This window comes from Pedobacter jeongneungensis (assembly GCF_039538295.1).
GTDB lineage: Bacteria > Bacteroidota > Bacteroidia > Sphingobacteriales > Sphingobacteriaceae > Pedobacter > Pedobacter jeongneungensis.
This window is the reverse complement of sequence record NZ_BAABBY010000009.1, coordinates 99,192-115,977: the sequence shown is the minus strand read 5'-3', so window position 1 is coordinate 115,977 and position 16,786 is coordinate 99,192. Positions and strand designations below refer to the sequence as shown.

Here is a 16,786-nt window from a genome sequence, read left to right as displayed (position 1 = left end):
CGAAGCGCAAGGATACAGCGAAGCACGGGAACCAACTTTAATATGGCTACTGACACTGCGCTTCAAAAAATGTTCTCAATCTTATTTAAACTCGTAACCACAATTGTAGCAATGGTAACACTTATTAGCTTTAATTGGCGTGGTAAATGTTAAAAAGGCAAGTATAGTAGCCCAAAGGCTATATTTTTTATCGGTAGCCATTCCATAACCTACATTTTTTGAACCGCATTTTGGGCAATCAGGCTGTTCTTCTGCTGGTTCTTCATTATCGCCCGTTTCATCAGCTGATCCAATATTCAGGCTATTATCTTCCGCCAGCAAATTATTGATTGCTTCTACATCTCTTTCAAAAACGATCAGTTTTACGCCGCCGATGGCCTGATTGTAAAGAGGGTTTAATGTAGCTACATTTTCATCGGCAAGGAAACAGGCAAAACCGCTGTCTTCCAGTTTGGCCTTTATAATATTGGCTTCTATGGGATTATAGTAGGTGCTGTAAACAATTGTTCTATCGTTCATAAACCAAACATAAGAATTTGTTCAGCAAAGAAAGAGAAAACCGCAGCTTATCCGCTACCTTTTCAGAAAATCCTGCCACCAATACCCGGAATCTTTAATGGTGCGCTGCTGGGTTTTAAAATCGTTGTAAATTAAGCCGAATCTGGCTGTAAAACCTTCGGCCCACTCAAAATTATCCATCAATGTCCAGGCCATGTAACCGGTAACATTTACGCCGTCGTTTTTTAGCTTCAAAAGCGCACTGAGATAAAGCTTAAAATATTCAATCCGTTCAGGGTCTTCTACTCTGCCATTAGCTAGCTTGTCGTGATAAGCTGCACCATTTTCAGTAATGATGATATTTTTAACATTTGGATAGGCCGCAAACTGCTTTACGATATTGTAAAAACTATCGGCATTAATTTCCCAGCCCATGGCAGTATGCGGCTTTTTCCGGCTTTTGGCTTTTACTTCCCAAGCCTGGATTACAGGAATAAAAGCATTATATTTTACCACCAGCGGAAAATAATTTTGAAGGCCGATAAAGTCGAAATCAAACTTCATCCGCTCCTGTAGCCGCCATGTACCATATTCGATCTGAAATTTTTCGAGCAAATCCCAGTCAGCGGTTGGAAAACCCATTCCTTGTGCAGGCTCTATAAATAAACGGTTCATTAAACAATCTACGCGTTTTGCGGCAAGGATGTCGTTATCACTTTGTGTATTCGGGATAATTTCTGAGCAGGAATAAGTGGTACCAATATTGGCATTGCTAATTTCTGCACGTAAAATCTTGCCCCCTTCGGCCTGTGCCAGAGCAGTATGCAATACAGCAGGAAAGAAATTGCTTAGGCCCGTTTTACCGGGTGCATGGATGCCGAGCATATAACCTAAAGAGGTATAACCAAAAGGTTCGTTCAATACAATCCAGTTTTTTACCTTGTCGCCATATTCTAAAGCACAGATGCTTACAAAAGCATTAAAAGCGGCATTGATACTGAAGCTGGTCCAACCGCCTTCATCTTCTAAAGCCTGGGGCAAATCCCAGTGATAAAGTGTAATGTAAGGGATAATTCCGTTTGATAGACACTCATCGATTAAATTGTGATAAAACCTGATGCCTTCCTGATTGATTTCTCCCCTGCCTCCGGGCAAAATCCGCGACCATGCAATAGAAAACCTGAAGACTTTAAAACCTAAAAGTTTAACCAGGGCAACATCTTCGGTATAACGGTGGTAAAAATCGCAGGCCGGATCTAATTTGTGGTTCTTTTTTATTTTTCCATTTTTTGCGGTAAAGGTATCCCAAATGGAAGGACCTTTGCCATATTGGGTTGCAGTACCCTCTATCTGGGCGGCAGCAGTAGCTACTCCCCACAAAAAATCCTGACCAAAATTGCTCGCATTGACCATTGTTTACCAATTAATTGCCATAAGTTGCAAGTTTAATATTAACAAATCGTTAAGCAATAACTTTTTAACAGAAAGCGCGCTAAACAGTAATGAAATGACTGTTTTTCGATATTACTATGGCTTAACAACTGTGGTATCCTGCGCAAGCATTGGTACTTTATAATTTCCGGTATCTAGGCTCACTTTCGGTAAAAGTTTTTTTATACTGGCCAAATCTGCTTTATTTACACCAGTTTGGTAGATGTACAAAAATTTTAAATTTTGAAGTTTTTTTAACTGATTAATCCCTTTAGCGGTAATTTTTGTTCCTACTAAACTCAGCGATTGTAACTGATCTAAATCTTTTAACGCTATTAAACCGGCGTCAGTTATTTTGGTATTGTTCAGGTTTAACCTGCTTAAGTTTTTACAATTTTTAATGGCGGTTAATGTTTGATCGTTTACCTTAGCATTTTCTAACTTAAGCCAAAGCAATTGTTTATCGATTGATTTAAGGAGATCCAAAACGTCTTTTCCCATTGATTGCGCATTGACAAAGTTTGCAGAAAGATAATTTGTATTTTGTGCAACCGGAACGATTGTAATACCTGCATCTGCCAATTTTTTCAGCACTTTATCATCAGCAGCAGAAACCTCATCTTTGGGGATATCACTATCTTTTATTTCAGCTCCTGCATTTTCTCCTTTTTGCAAACTGGCCAGTACCGGTTCCATTTCATCATTTTGCGGCAGATCTTTAAATTTCTTTTTAAAATCAGCACCATTATTGATCCACCATTTTAACAACGCAATTTCATTGGTAGTAAGCTGTGGTTTTTCTTTTGGCGCCATGTGGTCTTCATCGCTTAAAGGAAGGAGAATCCGCTTGATCAGTTCACTTTCCTCCGCTTTTCCTTTAACAACTGTATGCCCGTCTTCGCCGCCTTTTAAAATATACTCCTCCTGATCTAACCGTAACCTGCCTTTTTGCTTTTCGCTACCATGGCAGCTGTAACAACGGCTTTTTAATAATGGTTGAATAGCATTTTGATAAATAATAGCTTCTTGCACATTGGGAATTGGCGGGATGGCGGCTCCTCCTTTTGTACTTCCTGATGTAAGCGGAGCAGTTAAATAATCGGCTCCATGGGTTAAAGAACCACCGAGATGGCCAGTAATGGAAATCACCAACACAAGAATTGCTGCAACTGCCCCCAATATACCGTTGGATTTAACCTTTTTATAAATGGCCCATAAAATGATTGATAAAATAGCCACACTAATGCCCATCCATTGGTGATAACTCACCAGGTTACCCTCATAATCACCGCCATTGGCCAAAAGATATCCTGTTATACAGGAAACAACAGCACTTAAAGATCCTAAAAGCAGCATCAACGGGATGGCAAACTTTAAACCGGTAAATTTTGGCTTAAAAGATAAAAGAATACAAATGCAGGCCAATAATAAAATCCCAATCGGCAGGTGGACAAAAACCGGGTGAAAACGGCCAAAAAAATCTAACATTTTACTGATACCTTTTTCTTAACAAGTTCATCATATAAACATTTATTGCCCACTGATCAGCAACAGGTTGGCGGGTGTAAGGCAAAGTTGGCATATAATCAGCCGGACCAAATTCGGTAAGGATGGTCATCCTTTCTCCGTTTTTCTTTTTACGTTCAATTACCTTGTCCCACCAGGCCAGGTGAGCTTCTACTACTTTTGTCCACTCTGGTGCACGAGGATCGTTAACCTGCGGTCCTTCGGGATGCCCTACCCGCGAGTGGATATGATCTGTTTTTTCCAGAATAAAATCGATGGTCTGTTTCTGATCAGACAATAAACTTTCGTGCACATTACACCAATGCGAAATATCCAGCGTAAACCTGAGCTCAGGGCTTTTTTCTGCAAAATTCCTGGCAACCGGTGCCGCGAACATCATCCGGCTGCGATGGGTTTCATGGTAAATCGGTATCCCGGATGATGTTCTTTTAGCTGTTACGTAATCGATAATCTGTTTGTTTTCCTCATAAGTGAAATAATCTTTTCCCGAATGGCAATTGATGTAAACCGGTTTTTGATAACTATTAGCGCAAATGGCATCCAGGCTCTTTTTGAAGGAAGCCAGGTGTTCTGTTATATTTGATTGCGATCCTGCACATAAAAAACCAATCTCCAGTTTATACTTTTTTACAGCATCGAACAGCTCTTTTACCGCTTTATCCTCACCTGGCCACCACACTTCTATCCCTTCGTAACCTTCTTTTTTAGCCGCAGCACAAAATTCGTCCCGTGTACCTTCGAAACCCCAATCGGTTTGCATAAATAACAGTTCGTATCCTGCCTTAGCTTTCATATTTTTAAACGGGTTAGCACTGATATTCTGTATTGGAGCCAGCATGGAAGCCGCCGTAACAACCGCTGTATTTTGTAAAAATTTTCTTCTTGTTTGGTTCATTGGTTCATTTAGCATTTGTTTATTGGTCAATAGTTGATTGGTTCATAGTCCATAGCCAATTGTTAACTATTTCATTGTCAATTGGTTATTGAATATTGATTATTGGTTGATAGTCTGATCGACTTCGGACTTCGGACTTCGCACTAATTAAGCTACAATCTCGGTTATCACTTTCCCTGCTACATCGGTTAACCTGAACGGACGGCCCTGGAAAGGATAGGTAAATTGCTCGTGATCAAAACCAAGCTGGTTTAATATCGTAGCCTGAATATCGAAGGCATCAACTTTTCCGCTAATGGCACTATAGCCTATTTCGTCGGTTTCGCCATGTGTAAAGCCTTTTTTAACACCGCCTCCGGCCATCCAAATGGTAAATGCCTCAGTATGATGATCTCTTCCTTTAAATGGGTTTTGTATCCCGTTCCGGTTTTCCATCATCGGTGTACGGCCAAATTCGCCGCCCCAAACTACGAGGGTTTCTTCTAATAAACCGCGTTGTTTTAAATCAAGCAATAGCGCTGTGATTGGCCTGTCGATGCTTCTGCATTTATTTTTCAAACCTATATTAAGCGAATTGTGCGGGTTATCGCCATGCGCATCCCAGCCCCAATCGAATAACTGAATGTACCGCACGCCTTTTTCTACCAGTTTCCGTGCAAGCAACACATTGTTGGCAAAACAGGCCTTACCGGGCTGTGTGCCATACATTTCGTGGATGTAGGCGGGTTCATCATTAATATTCATTACTTCAGGTGCCGATATCTGCATGCGGTAAGCCATTTCATACTGGGCTATCCGCGACAAAATTTCCGGATCGTTATATTCCTGATATTGCTGCTCGTTGGCTTTGTTAATGGCTTCTATGGAGGCTTTTCTCAAATCACGGTTCATTCCATCAGGATCTTTAATAAACAACACCGGATCGCCTTCGCTCCTGCATTGTACGCCCTGGTAAACCGATGGCAAGAAACCACTTCCCCAAACACTTTTACCGGCATCAGGGAAACTGCCTCCGCTGGTTAACACCACATAACCCGGCAGGTTCTGGTTTTCTGAACCCAAACCATAAGTTACCCAGCTGCCCATACTCGGCCGGCCTAACCGGGGCGAACCCGTGTGTACCAGAAGCTGCGCCGGTGCGTGATTAAACTGATCGGTTTTTACGGCCTTTAAAAAGGTTACATCATCTACCATGGTAGAAAAATGAGGTAAATTATCACTCACCAAAGCACCAGACTGACCGTGTTTGGCAAAAACTGCCTGCGGACCGAGCATTTTAGGCACCCCGGTAATAAAAGCAAACTTTTTACCGGCCAGTAAAGAAGGTGGACAATCCTGTCCATCCATTTTCATTAGTTCGGGTTTAAAATCGAATAGTTCCAGTTGTGAGGGCGCACCAGCCATGTGCAAATAAATTACACTTTTAGCCTTACCAACAAGTGGAGGCGATTTTGGCAATAAAGGATGTGCAGGATCATAGGCGATCCTGGTTTGTTTAGCTGAAAAAAGATTGCCACAGCTCCCCAATAACGATCCCATTGCCAAAGCACCAAGCCCCATGGCACTTTCTTTTAAAAACTGCCGTCTGGAGTGGAGCCTTGCGTTTGCCTCATGCGCTTCTTTAATTAACCGATGTGCATTTAATTCGTCTCTCGTCATAACCTGATCAGATTAATTTTTAGTAACTACTTCATCCAGATTGAGCATGGCATTGGCCACTAACACCATTGCAGCATCTTCCGGTTTATATTTTTTTTGTTTATCGCCCATAAATGCCGAAACACTTGCCGAATTCTTTTTAAACTCCTCAAAAGCCTTGGCGTAAAGGTCTTCAAATACCTTTAATCTGTTTTGAGGAATGCTTTTATATAAAATCATTTCGTAGCCCTTTGCAATTTTGGTTTTACTGGTATTTCCGCCTGTTTTTTCCATACGGAGGGCAAGTTTTCTCGCCAGATCGATATAAACACTATCATTTAGGGTAACCAATGCCTGCAACGGCGTGTTGGTACGAATACGCCGCGGACTGCAAACTACTCTTGAAGCGCCATCAAAAGCGATGGCAGATGGATAAGGGGCTGTGCGTTTCCAATAGGTATAAATTCCCCTGCGATATTGTTCTTCGCCCCCACTGGTTATCCATTTGGCACCGTTATAAGGCGAAAACCAAATCCCTTCAGGCTGCCATGGCATTACCGGCGGACCATACATTTTATTGCTCAACACCCCACAAACGGCTAAACTCTGGTCTCTGATCTGCTCTGCACTTAACCTCACCCTCGAGCCGCGTGCATAAAACTTATTAAAGAGGTCTTTTTCTTTTAATTCATTCGATACTTTACTGTCCTGCCGGTAAGTAGCCATCATAACAAGCTCTTTCAGCATTTTTTTAACACTCCAGTTGTATTTATACATAAACTGGTAAGCCATAAAATCTAAAAGTTCCTGGTGGGATGGCGCCATCCCCTGCGTGCCCATATCTTCGAGGGTCTCAACCAAACCGGCACCGTAAAGCTGCTCCCATAAACGGTTTACCATGGTACGGGATACGAGCGGATTTCTTTTATCGGTAAGCCACATCGCTAAACCCATCCGGTTATCTGGTGCATTTTTAGGCATGGCAAAAGCCAGCGAATTCGGTACCCCTGCTTTTACTTCTTTACCTTTTGACGTCCAGGCACCACGCTCAAATACATAATTTTTACGCTGCATACTTAATGGATTTTCGACCATAATTGGTGTAGTAGGCACCTGCGCATCCATTAAAGTATTAAATGTTTTTTTATAGGTTAAGTACTCTGGCCTGCCTTTTCCGGGAAACTGTCTGGTAAAATAAAACCAATCGAAGTACACCATAAATTCGTCAGGATTTTTTACTGAAGCATTGGTGTATTTCAGGTACACATCTTTTACCCCGGTTTGCTTTGGGAAATCGATTTCCACATTCTGATAGCCACTGGTTTGCGCCAGCTTCCACGATTTTAAAACCGGCCCGTTTGGCGAACCTGAATGTAAACTCATGGTGCCGTTTGCTTTGCTGCAGTTATAACGCATGATCAGCTGATCAACATTTGCGAGGTTAACCATTTTTAATCTCGCTGACGAACTGTTTTTAAAGTACAAGGCAATATTATTATTGCCAATAACCGAATTTACCAATTGATCGGCTGTGGTAGAATTGATGGCAGGCTGACCGGTTTTTAAAAACAATTCAACTTCTGATGCCCTTTCTTTGCCTGCAACATTTTTAACCCAGCTGGTTAACAGGTTAAGCTGATTTTTAAGACTATCGTTGAAATTTTTAAACAGCGGATATTCTTCTGAAACATCTTCATCCCTGGTGTTATTAAAATACGACATGAATTTATAGTATTCGTCGTGTTTAAAGGGATCGTAAGGGTGACTATGGCATTGTACGCATGAAAATGTAGTGCTCATCAAACCTTCCCATGTGGCATTTACACGGTCTAAAACGGCTGCTGTTCTAAATTCTTCGTTATTGGTCCCGCCTTCATCATTGGTAGGGGTATTTCTGCTAAAGGCTGTTGCAATATATTGAGCATCGGTTGGTTTTGGAAACAAATCGCCGGCAATCTGATCAGTAATAAACTGATTGTAAGGCATATCTTTGTTAAAGGCCTTAATTACCCAATCGCGGTAACTCCAGATATTCCGGTTCGGATCGCTCTCATAACCCTTGGTATCAGCATAACGGGCAATATCAAGCCACATAGATGCCCAGCGTTCGCCAAATTTCGGCGAAGCCAATAAACTATCAACCAGTACATTGTAAGCCTGCTGTTCGTTAGTACTGTTGAGGTAAAATTTCGCCAGCTGATCTGAAGGATAGGTACCAATCAGATCCAGGCTTACCCTTCTTAATAAGGTAGCTTTATCAGCCGTTTTAGAAGGTTCGAGTTTATTTTCTTCCAGTTTGGCAAAAATAAACTTATCCAGATCGTTACGGATCCAGTCGTTACTTACATCGGGCACCTCAGTTGGCTTTACACTTACATAGGCCCAGTGGTTACCCCATTTTGCCCCTTGTTTTATCCAGCCACTCAGTATATCAATTTCATCAGTATTTAAGGCAGGGTGCTTATATGGCATCCTTTCTTCAGGATCGTTGGATTTTAAGCGTTTGATAAATTCGCTATCTTCCGGATTTCCGGGGATAATTGCAGGTTTACCACTTTTGGTTTTGGCCAAAGCTTCTTCTCTAAACAACACACTAAAACCACCCTGTTGCTTAACCCCGCCATGGCACGAAATACATTTTTTATTCAGAATAGGTTTTACCTGCGCGTTAAAATCAATCTGTTTTTCTGAAGAAAAAAGTGAAAAGGCAATTAAAGTGATCACAACCAGTGCGAAGCCGGCCGTAAATAACATTTTCTTTTTCAATACCATTGGTTAGAATAAACTTAAATTAATTTTTAGCAGTTTTGTATTTATACACAAAGTTAAACCAAGCTAAACATCTGTCAAAACCATAACGGGAGCAGCTCTTAGCCTAAATTGCTAATTTACAGTTACTGTAAAACCAAAGGTGAATAAAAATATAATAGCCAAAAATGTATTAATTTGTGCAAAAGATGGATTATTTTACTTTTTCTTTAGAAATTAAATATGGAAAAACGTCCGATTAGAGAAAAAAATGATTTCGATTTCCAAAAATCCATTATCATTCCAAAGAATGTACTTTTAAAACAATGCATTGCCAACGGAATAATCAACAATTTATTTGTTACCGATATTGGCTATTACCGTAAGGCACTGAATCACTACGCCCGAAGAAACCATGGAGCTGATCAGCACATTTTAATTTATTGTACCGAAGGCAAGGGAAATGTTGAATTTCAGGGCACGTCTTATCATGTAGAAGCCGGTAACTTCATCATCATCCCTAAAAAAACACCACATATTTATCAGGCTGATCCGATTTTACCATGGACTATTTATTGGTTCCACTTTTCAGGGACCGGTGCCGACAATATTGTGGAGTCATTACAGCAATACAAAGCCTATGCAGGTTTTAACGAAGAACGGAAGATCCTGTTTGATACCATTTATAACCGGCTGGAGAGAGGCTTTAGCAAAGAAAACATCATTTATGCCAATTTATGTTTCCACCACTACATTGCAGAAATTATTTTTACCGATAAACAGACTGACAAAATTATTGAGCCTGATAAAGTAGAAGAAGTTATTGATTTTATGCGGAACAATATTGAAAAAATGCTGAGTTTAAAAGAACTGGCTTTGGCGGTTTACCTATCACCATCTTATTTATCAGCGATCTTTAAAAAGAAAACAGGAACCTCTCCTATCGATTACTTTAACCAGCTCAAAATTCAGAAAACCACCCAATATTTACTGTTCACCAATTTGCGGATCAATGAAATCGCCCAAAAAATCGGCATTAACGATCCTTATTATTTCAGCAGACTTTTTTCGAGCATTATAGGCATTTCGCCAAAACAGTACCGGGATAACAGGTTTAATTAACGTGCAGGCTGTGCAATTTTTAAATTAATTTAGCCTGGCTTTCTTCATTTCTTAGTGCATAAACCCTCATGCAAATAAAGGTAATGAGAAATGTAGGACCATATGTGATTAAGAATTCATCAATTGAAAGGTACATTAATTTTTCCCGAAACCATAGATAAACCAAAAAGATCGCAATTGAAGTCATCATTGCATTGGTTATAATATTAGGTTTATTATAAGTTACTGGTGCGGTGCCGCCAATTTTCCTCATATTAAATAAAAGTGTGCAGAAAGTTAATACAATAAATACAGCAGCATCTTTTATATCCAGGTTAACATTGAAACTGTAATTTGAAGATATAAGTGGCAACAGCCTAAGATAGCCCATCATGATTGCGAAAGTAATCGGTGTGCAAAGCAACAGAGTGGTTAATGTTACTTTTAAAGTATAAGTGAGCGATTGTTTCATATACATTTAATTTAGATTGAGTTTAGCGTTTTTTTAAACCAAGATAAAAATTCTATGGATTTTCTAATTCTATTTTCCTGTGCAGTTTGGAGTTACATCCGATTAATATAAATATCTTTCTACAGTGCTGCTGATACCTCACTAATCCAAAGTCAGCCCAATTTCTTTCAGTAAAATGGCAGCATTAAAAGTTTTGCAGGGTCCTTGTTTAAGCAGATAATCAAATTTCATTTCGCCTTCTGTAATCTGGATATCGAAATGGAAATTACGAACCGTTTCCGGGTGGTCAATAATCAGATCGGCCAGTTGCAGATCATGAGTGGCAAAAAGCGCAGGTGTTTTTTCGGCAATCAGTTTTTCTACAAAAACTTTCGACCCCAGGTATTTATCCCTGCTATTGGTACCACGGAGCATTTCATCAATCAGTACAAGGGTATCTTTGTCTTTTACCACATGATCTAAAATCATTTTCAAACGGTTTAATTCTGCCTTAAATGTAGAAGTGCTTTCGTTTAGCGAATCTTTAATCCGCATGTAAGTATTAATCGAGAAAACAGATAATTCCATACTTTTGGCACAAACCGGTGCACCTGCATAAGCCAATATCATATTAATGCCCAAAGTGCGGAGAAAAGTGCTTTTACCCGCCATGTTAGATCCCGTTACAATATCAACGGTTGGTTTTGCTTTCAGATGAAAATCATTGTTTATCCTTAATTTTTCATTAATAAGCGGATGCCCGATATTGATAGCCGAAAGGGCAAAGTCATCAGTAAGTACCGGAAAAATCCAGTCAGGATGATTATGAGCTGTGGTGGCCAGCGAAATCAGTTCTTCAAAATCTCCCAGGTGATGGAGGGCTGTAACTACATCATTTGAAGACGATTTATACCATTTATCAAGATTAACACAACACCTTAAATCCCATAATAAAATTGCATTCAATATTCCACCAACGATAATATTAAGCCTTGCATCAAAATTTTCGATAATTTTAGACAGGCTTTTAATTTCTTTACTCACCGGAATTTTCGAGTCTAATAAATTCAAGGTGTAAGGGCTCTTCCAGTTTTGATTTTCTGTCCATAAAATAGCGCTTGCATATCCGTTTAACAGGTTAGAACTTCCACCGAAACTATAAAAAACCTTATTGATCTTTGCTCCCAATAATACGTTCCATCCAATGTGGATAATGCAAAGCAGGATTAAAACTTTCCAGAAAACACTGCTTACAAATAATCCCGCCAAAACCAGCGCGATAGACAGGTAAGGGACTAATTTAACGTAAATCCGTAAAAATTTTCCGGCTACAAATTCCAGTTGCGCTCCCAACTGATACTTCAACTGCATTTTAATCTGCTCTATCTTATCCGGATCGTAGCCATGCAGATTAGCCCTGAAACTATAGGTCTCATCTATCTTTTCAATTATTTCTTTTACCGCTTCCTGTCTCTGCAGCATCTTATCGCGTGTAGATTTTTCTCCTAAATTTTTGGCCAAAATATTATTTCCGCTTTTGGTGCTGCAACGGTTAACCAGCGCGAATAATGAGGCATGTCCAAAAATATCAAGATCAGCAGCATAAGGATGCAATTCCGATTCAAAAGCAGTACCCTGGTCGTATCCGTTCACGTTTCCGTTTAAAACATTCCACTCGTTCTGATAAACCCACAAAAGCTGTTTTTTATAATCGATTTCGCGATCGAGCTTACTTTGCCGGCGCACAATAAAGGCAAATGCAATTACAGGCAGCATTAAACCGATCTGAATTAAAGTTCGCAGATTATCATCTGCCGAGCTAACCAGTGCAATAAATAGTAAAATTTCGGCCAGGAATAAACCAATGCGCACAAAAGAAAGCTGATCAATCAGTTTTTTGCTCTGACTGATGGCTGTTGTTACTTCTTTAATTTTCTGATCGTAAGCGGCAATTATTTCTTGTTTTTGTTTTAGCATGATTTATATTCAATATACATTTCCGGAGCTATCAGATGGATAGATTGTATTTTTTGTTACAATTTTCTCTAAGTTTGGAACTCCAAATTCTAAAGATAGGCAAAATATTAAATGAAGATTACCCTGATCGCCATTGGCAAAACTGAAGATAAATATCTAATTGAGGGAATTGATAAATACATCAACCGCCTGAAACATTATATTAACTTTAGTTTTTTAGCCATACCTGATGTAAAAAACGTTAAAAACCTGAGTGAGGCGCAGCAAAAAGCAAAAGAAGCGGAGTTACTGCACAAACAAATTAATAATGGCGATGTTGTGATTTTATTAGATGAAAAAGGAAAAAAATATTCGTCGGTAGAATTTTCCAACTATTTAAATAAACAGATGGTTGGTAGCGTACAGCACCTTATTTTTATTATCGGCGGGCCCTATGGTTTTGACGAAAGTATTTACAAAAGGGCAAATGGTTTAATTTCTCTATCGGATATGACTTTTTCGCACCAAATGATCAGGTTATTTTTTGTTGAGCAGCTTTACCGCGGATTTAGCATTTTAAAAGGAGAACCTTATCATCACGCTTAGGGATGGAAGATGTCAAATGGAAGATGGAGAGTGGGGCTGAAATATGGAAAAACTAGATTAAAATCATCATTAAATAAAAGAAATTATGCTATTAGATAAATATAAACGGGAATACAGGTACAAAAGTGATCAGAACCGCAACAATAAATACTTATGGATCAGCATCATTGCTTCATTGGTAATTGTAGCCTTGCTTTGGTATTTCTTCGATTAAACCCATAAAAAAACACCAGACAGATCTGCCTGGTGTTTTTATTGCAAAGTAAATAAAGCTTAAACGCCTTTTTTACTTGTCATGCTTGCTTTCTTTGCAGGAGCCGAAGTTTTAGTAGTTGCTTTAGCACTTGCTGATGCTTTTGCGCCACCAGCTTTAGTTTTCTTATCTGCTGCTGCTTTTTCTTCTGATAATTTAACTTCTGCTGCTGTTCCTGGAGTTTCCGGAGTTTCTTCAGTAAATAAAGGAAGATCTTTCAACAGGTTATACCAGGTAATGATTTTCTTCATATCCGAAGCATAAACCTTATCCTGATCGTGGCCCGGAGCTACTTCTAAGAAGTAAGCACGTAAATCGCCTTTTAAATCCGGAGTGGATCCCTTTTCAGAAATTTTAGCAAAAATATCTGCCAGTTTAATTTCTTCCTCTTCACCATATACAGTAATGTCTTCTAACGAAGCCAGTTTAGTATTGGTAATGTTGGCTACAATTTTAGTTTTTTGGGCATCTAAACCCTCTAAAATATAACCCACTTTATTTTGTCCAACCAGTTTAAACAAACCTGGTCTGCCGGATACGGCAACAATTCCTCTTAAATTCATATTTTTTTGAGATATGAGATTCGAGATATGAGATATGAGAAATCACTCAAATCAAATAACTAAAGCTCTTTGTTCAATTATTAATGAGATAGGAGCATCAATCAGAGAAAATCAAGTCTCAAATCTAATGTCTCAAATCTCGCATCTATTTTTTAGTCTTCTAAAACCTCTATGTTCAAAATTTTATCGCCCTGGCGGATATCGTCAACAAGATCTACATTCTCAACAACTTTACCAAAACAAGTATGGTTACGGTCTAAATGCGCAGTATTGGCTCTGCTGTGGCAGATAAAAAATTGTGACCCACCGGTGTTACGGCCGGCATGTGCCATTGATAATACGCCTCGGTCATGATATTGGTTTTCTCCGTCAAGTTCGCAATCGATTTTGTAACCCGGTCCACCAGTACCTGCCAAATGTGCTTTAGCCGGATCTTTTGAATTCGGGCATCCACCCTGAACCATAAAATTAGGGATTACACGGTGAAAAGTTACACCATCATAAAAGCCTTCTTTAGCTAATTTTTTAAAGTTTGCAACGGCTTTCGGCGCATCGTTTTCGTAGAATTCTACGGTCATTTCGCCTTTTTCTGTTTTTATTATTGCTTTACTCATATTAATATCGGTACTAATTTTAAATTTTATTTGCCTAAAAAAATTGCTCATTTTTTTTGGTAGAGGGCAAAAATAACAAAATTGTATAACTTATAACATCATTAAATTTTTCTATCCAGTTTAAATGCGGTATTTTAGTGTTTTAAGCATACCGATTTGATAAAGAAATATTATATCCTCCTCTTTTGCCTGCTTTGTTCTTTAGGACTCAGGGCTTCATCGCTCTTAATTTATATGGATGAAGACCAAAAAAACCACCTGAAAGCATACGGAATTGCCTACTGGACCATCAGCAAGCAGCTGGAGGTTGACTGGCTGTTGAATTACCGTGGCGGAAGCTTTTTAATCAAATACAACAAAGCGGTAGAAGATGAATTGAAAATCCGCGGGGTATCTTACGAAGTAATTGCTGATGGTAAAGTAGTGAGTTTACTGAACGAAATCAGCGATCCCTCCGTAAATATGGAAATGGTGAAACTGGAGAAAACACCCAAAATCGCGGTATATTCTCCTAAAAGTAAATTACCGTGGGATGATGCGGTTACTTTGGTGCTTACTTATGCCGAAATTCCTTACGATGTGATTTATGATGACGACATACTTCAGGATAAACTAAGCAAATACGACTGGCTGCATTTGCACCATGAGGATTTTACCGGGCAATACGGGCGTTTCTGGGCCAATTTCAGGTATGCCACCTGGTACCAGGAAGATGTTAAAAACCAGGAAGCTTTAGCAAAACGCATGGGCTATAAAAAAGTATCAGAAATGAAACTGGCGGTGGCCAAACACATTAAAGAGTATTGTGCAGGCGGAGGTTTTCTCTTTGCCATGTGCTCTGGTACGGATAGTTTTGATATTGCGCTGGCTGCTGATGGGGTAGATATCTGTTCACAAATGTTCGACGGCGATCCTGCAGACCCAAATGCGCAGGCTAAACTGGATTTTAACAAAACATTGGCCTTCCAGAATTTTAAGCTGGACAATAATCCGATGAATTATGAATTTTCGGATATTGATGCTACGCAGACGCGTACGCTAAACCAAAGCAACGATTACTTTACCTTATTCGATTTTTCTGCCAAATGGGACCTGGTGCCCACCATGCTTACCCAGGATCATGATAAGGTGATTAAAGGTTTTATGGGCCAAACAACCTCTTTTAGAAAAAGCCTGGTTAAAACCAGTGTAACTGTTCTGGGCGAAAATAAAGGTGCTGCCGAGGTAAGGTATTTGCATGGCGAGATAGGAAAAGGTCAGTTTACTTTTTATGGTGGCCACGATCCGGAAGATTACCAGCACGCGGTTGGCGATCCACCAACAGATTTAAGTTTGCATCCTAATTCGCCGGGTTACCGTTTAATTTTAAATAATGTACTTTTCCCTGCAGCCAAAAAGAAACCGCAAAAAACTTAACTTTTAATATTATCACCATTTTGGCATTATTCCTTTCAGGATTAAAAAAATCTTAATTTTTGCTGATATTCCTGTTAACTATACAGTAAAAATGCTGCATTGGTATCACTATTCATCAATATCACTCCACCAAAAATTCTTAAAAAAGACACTGTAAACCAGCATATTAGATACTTAAATGTAACAGACTTGATACTTTGGCACAGCTTTTGGAATTGAGGCTTGTAATTAACAACAGGTGAGAGCCTGAAATTTTAAAACAAGATTCTTCTAAAAGAAAAATATTATGAAAAAGTTATTATTAAGCGCTTCGGTTATTTTATTGGCAACAGGTGCATTTGCACAAACAAAAATGACTGGTGAAACTGCTCGTTTTGGAATTAAAGCCGGTGTTAACTTATCAAAGTTCCATGCCGGTGGCGATGATGCAGCAGCAAATGCTTTTAACGACAATGCAAAAAACAATGTAGGTTTTAATGTTACAGCATTTGGTGATTTTGGTGTAGGAAATAACTTCTTTATCCAACCAGGTGTTTCGTTACAGAACAAGGGTAACAAATTTGAATCGACAGGTACTTCAACTATTGGAAACAATACCGTTACCACAACTTCATCTGTTAAAACAAATTTAATGGCTATTGAAGTTCCAATTAATGCGGTATTCAGAATCCCTACAGGTGATGCAGGTGCAGTTCAGATCAGTGCCGGTCCTTACATTGGTTTTAACATCTCGGGTAAAGACAAAGGACAAACAACAATCACTACGGTTAACAACAGCAATAATACAAGTGCTACTGTTACCAACTCGAATGACAGGGATTTATCTTTTGGTAGTGCAAGCGACAAAAACTATGGTAGCACAGAATTTGGTGCAAACTTTGGTTTAGCTTACCGTACAAACTCTGGCTTTTTAGTAGGTGCTAACTACGGTTTAGGTTTAACTGATTTAACACCAAAAGACAGACAGGCTAACGCCAACAAATTAACTAACCGTGTGTTAGGTTTCTCAGTTGGTTATTCGTTCTAAGAAAAGCCTTAAAAGTAAAAAACCGTCCCGATGTAAAATCGGGGCGGTTTTTTTATGCCTTA

15 protein-coding genes are annotated in these 16,786 nt (G+C 39.3%); 5 read left to right on the top strand and 10 right to left on the bottom strand.

Translation table 11 applies throughout. The features are described 5' to 3' along the window. Positions 1-81: 81 nt before the first annotated feature. From ABD769_RS18240 to ABD769_RS18215, 6 genes are all read right to left on the bottom strand, one after another. On the bottom strand, positions 82-519 hold the full coding sequence (locus ABD769_RS18240) for a putative signal transducing protein (RefSeq protein ID WP_344852801.1): 438 nt from the start codon (positions 517-519) through the stop codon (positions 82-84). Between the two features lie 54 nt (positions 520-573). Beyond that, positions 574-1,911 carry a GH1 family beta-glucosidase gene (locus ABD769_RS18235; RefSeq protein WP_344852800.1) on the bottom strand — a complete coding sequence of 446 codons (1,338 nt, stop codon included), beginning with the start codon at positions 1,909-1,911 and terminating at the stop codon, positions 574-576. Between the two features lie 114 nt (positions 1,912-2,025). Then, the gene (locus ABD769_RS18230; RefSeq protein WP_344852799.1) at positions 2,026-3,417 is read right to left on the bottom strand and encodes a c-type cytochrome domain-containing protein; all 1,392 of its coding nucleotides are present in this window, start codon (positions 3,415-3,417) and stop codon (positions 2,026-2,028) included. A 1-nt stretch (position 3,418) separates the two neighbouring features. Further along, positions 3,419-4,351: a sugar phosphate isomerase/epimerase family protein gene (locus ABD769_RS18225; RefSeq protein WP_344852798.1), complete on the bottom strand. Its 933-nt coding sequence runs from the start codon at positions 4,349-4,351 to the stop codon at positions 3,419-3,421. A 147-nt stretch (positions 4,352-4,498) separates the two neighbouring features. Next, positions 4,499-6,010: a DUF1501 domain-containing protein gene (locus tag ABD769_RS18220; RefSeq protein WP_344852797.1), complete on the bottom strand. Its 1,512-nt coding sequence runs from the start codon at positions 6,008-6,010 to the stop codon at positions 4,499-4,501. Positions 6,011-6,022: 12 nt separating this feature from the next. Beyond that, positions 6,023-8,755, bottom strand: a complete 2,733-nt coding sequence (locus ABD769_RS18215) for a DUF1553 domain-containing protein (RefSeq protein WP_344852796.1) — start codon at positions 8,753-8,755, stop codon at positions 6,023-6,025. Positions 8,756-8,980: 225 nt separating this feature from the next. Here ABD769_RS18215 and ABD769_RS18210 point away from each other — a divergent pair, with 225 nt between their 5' ends. After that, entirely contained in the window at positions 8,981-9,859 is an 879-nt protein-coding gene (locus tag ABD769_RS18210) for an AraC family transcriptional regulator (RefSeq protein WP_344852795.1), read from the top strand. Between the two features lie 19 nt (positions 9,860-9,878). Here ABD769_RS18210 and ABD769_RS18205 read toward each other — a convergent pair whose 3' ends face one another. Then, positions 9,879-10,310 (bottom strand): hypothetical protein, encoded by a 432-nt coding sequence (locus ABD769_RS18205; protein ID WP_344852794.1) that lies wholly within the window; start codon positions 10,308-10,310, stop codon positions 9,879-9,881. 141 nt (positions 10,311-10,451) lie between these two features. After that, positions 10,452-12,266: a MutS-related protein gene (locus ABD769_RS18200; protein WP_344852793.1), complete on the bottom strand. Its 1,815-nt coding sequence runs from the start codon at positions 12,264-12,266 to the stop codon at positions 10,452-10,454. Between the two features lie 111 nt (positions 12,267-12,377). Between ABD769_RS18200 and rlmH the strand changes: the two genes are divergently transcribed. Both rlmH and ABD769_RS18190 read left to right on the top strand, forming a co-directional pair. Further along, entirely contained in the window at positions 12,378-12,851 is a 474-nt protein-coding gene (gene rlmH / locus ABD769_RS18195; protein ID WP_025145144.1) for a 23S rRNA (pseudouridine(1915)-N(3))-methyltransferase RlmH, read from the top strand. An 85-nt stretch (positions 12,852-12,936) separates the two neighbouring features. Continuing rightward, on the top strand, positions 12,937-13,065 hold the full coding sequence (locus ABD769_RS18190; RefSeq protein ID WP_255497459.1) for a hypothetical protein: 129 nt from the start codon (positions 12,937-12,939) through the stop codon (positions 13,063-13,065). Between the two features lie 59 nt (positions 13,066-13,124). Here the strand turns inward: ABD769_RS18190 and ABD769_RS18185 are convergent, their stop codons facing one another. Together ABD769_RS18185 and ABD769_RS18180 are read right to left on the bottom strand one after the other, a co-directional pair. Beyond that, entirely contained in the window at positions 13,125-13,667 is a 543-nt protein-coding gene (locus ABD769_RS18185; RefSeq protein ID WP_344852792.1) for a DUF5606 family protein, read from the bottom strand. 152 nt (positions 13,668-13,819) lie between these two features. Continuing rightward, positions 13,820-14,281 carry a peptidylprolyl isomerase gene (locus ABD769_RS18180; RefSeq protein WP_344852791.1) on the bottom strand — a complete coding sequence of 154 codons (462 nt, stop codon included), beginning with the start codon at positions 14,279-14,281 and terminating at the stop codon, positions 13,820-13,822. A gap of 234 nt (positions 14,282-14,515) precedes the next feature. Between ABD769_RS18180 and ABD769_RS18175 the strand changes: the two genes are divergently transcribed. Together ABD769_RS18175 and ABD769_RS18170 are read left to right on the top strand one after the other, a co-directional pair. Then, entirely contained in the window at positions 14,516-15,697 is a 1,182-nt protein-coding gene (locus tag ABD769_RS18175; protein WP_344852790.1) for an asparagine synthetase B, read from the top strand. A gap of 286 nt (positions 15,698-15,983) precedes the next feature. Then, the gene (locus ABD769_RS18170; protein ID WP_344852789.1) at positions 15,984-16,724 is read left to right on the top strand and encodes an outer membrane beta-barrel protein; all 741 of its coding nucleotides are present in this window, start codon (positions 15,984-15,986) and stop codon (positions 16,722-16,724) included. Positions 16,725-16,786 lie beyond the last annotated feature (62 nt).

Bases quoted from the DNA above. Each gene is read 5' to 3' on its own strand.
- ABD769_RS18240 (WP_344852801.1), bottom strand. From the start codon at position 519: ATGAACGATAGAACAATTGTTTACAGCACCTACTATAATCCCATAGAA.
- ABD769_RS18235 (WP_344852800.1), bottom strand. From the start codon at position 1,911: ATGGTCAATGCGAGCAATTTTGGTCAGGATTTTTTGTGGGGAGTAGCT.
- ABD769_RS18230 (WP_344852799.1), bottom strand. From the start codon at position 3,417: ATGTTAGATTTTTTTGGCCGTTTTCACCCGGTTTTTGTCCACCTGCCG.
- ABD769_RS18225 (WP_344852798.1), bottom strand. From the start codon at position 4,351: ATGAACCAAACAAGAAGAAAATTTTTACAAAATACAGCGGTTGTTACG.
- ABD769_RS18220 (WP_344852797.1), bottom strand. From the start codon at position 6,010: ATGACGAGAGACGAATTAAATGCACATCGGTTAATTAAAGAAGCGCAT.
- ABD769_RS18210 (WP_344852795.1), top strand. From the start codon at position 8,981: ATGGAAAAACGTCCGATTAGAGAAAAAAATGATTTCGATTTCCAAAAA.
- ABD769_RS18205 (WP_344852794.1), bottom strand. From the start codon at position 10,310: ATGAAACAATCGCTCACTTATACTTTAAAAGTAACATTAACCACTCTG.
- ABD769_RS18200 (WP_344852793.1), bottom strand. From the start codon at position 12,266: ATGCTAAAACAAAAACAAGAAATAATTGCCGCTTACGATCAGAAAATT.
- rlmH (WP_025145144.1), top strand. From the start codon at position 12,378: ATGAAGATTACCCTGATCGCCATTGGCAAAACTGAAGATAAATATCTA.
- ABD769_RS18190 (WP_255497459.1), top strand. From the start codon at position 12,937: ATGCTATTAGATAAATATAAACGGGAATACAGGTACAAAAGTGATCAG.
- ABD769_RS18185 (WP_344852792.1), bottom strand. From the start codon at position 13,667: ATGAATTTAAGAGGAATTGTTGCCGTATCCGGCAGACCAGGTTTGTTT.
- ABD769_RS18180 (WP_344852791.1), bottom strand. From the start codon at position 14,281: ATGAGTAAAGCAATAATAAAAACAGAAAAAGGCGAAATGACCGTAGAA.
- ABD769_RS18175 (WP_344852790.1), top strand. From the start codon at position 14,516: ATGGATGAAGACCAAAAAAACCACCTGAAAGCATACGGAATTGCCTAC.
- ABD769_RS18170 (WP_344852789.1), top strand. From the start codon at position 15,984: ATGAAAAAGTTATTATTAAGCGCTTCGGTTATTTTATTGGCAACAGGT.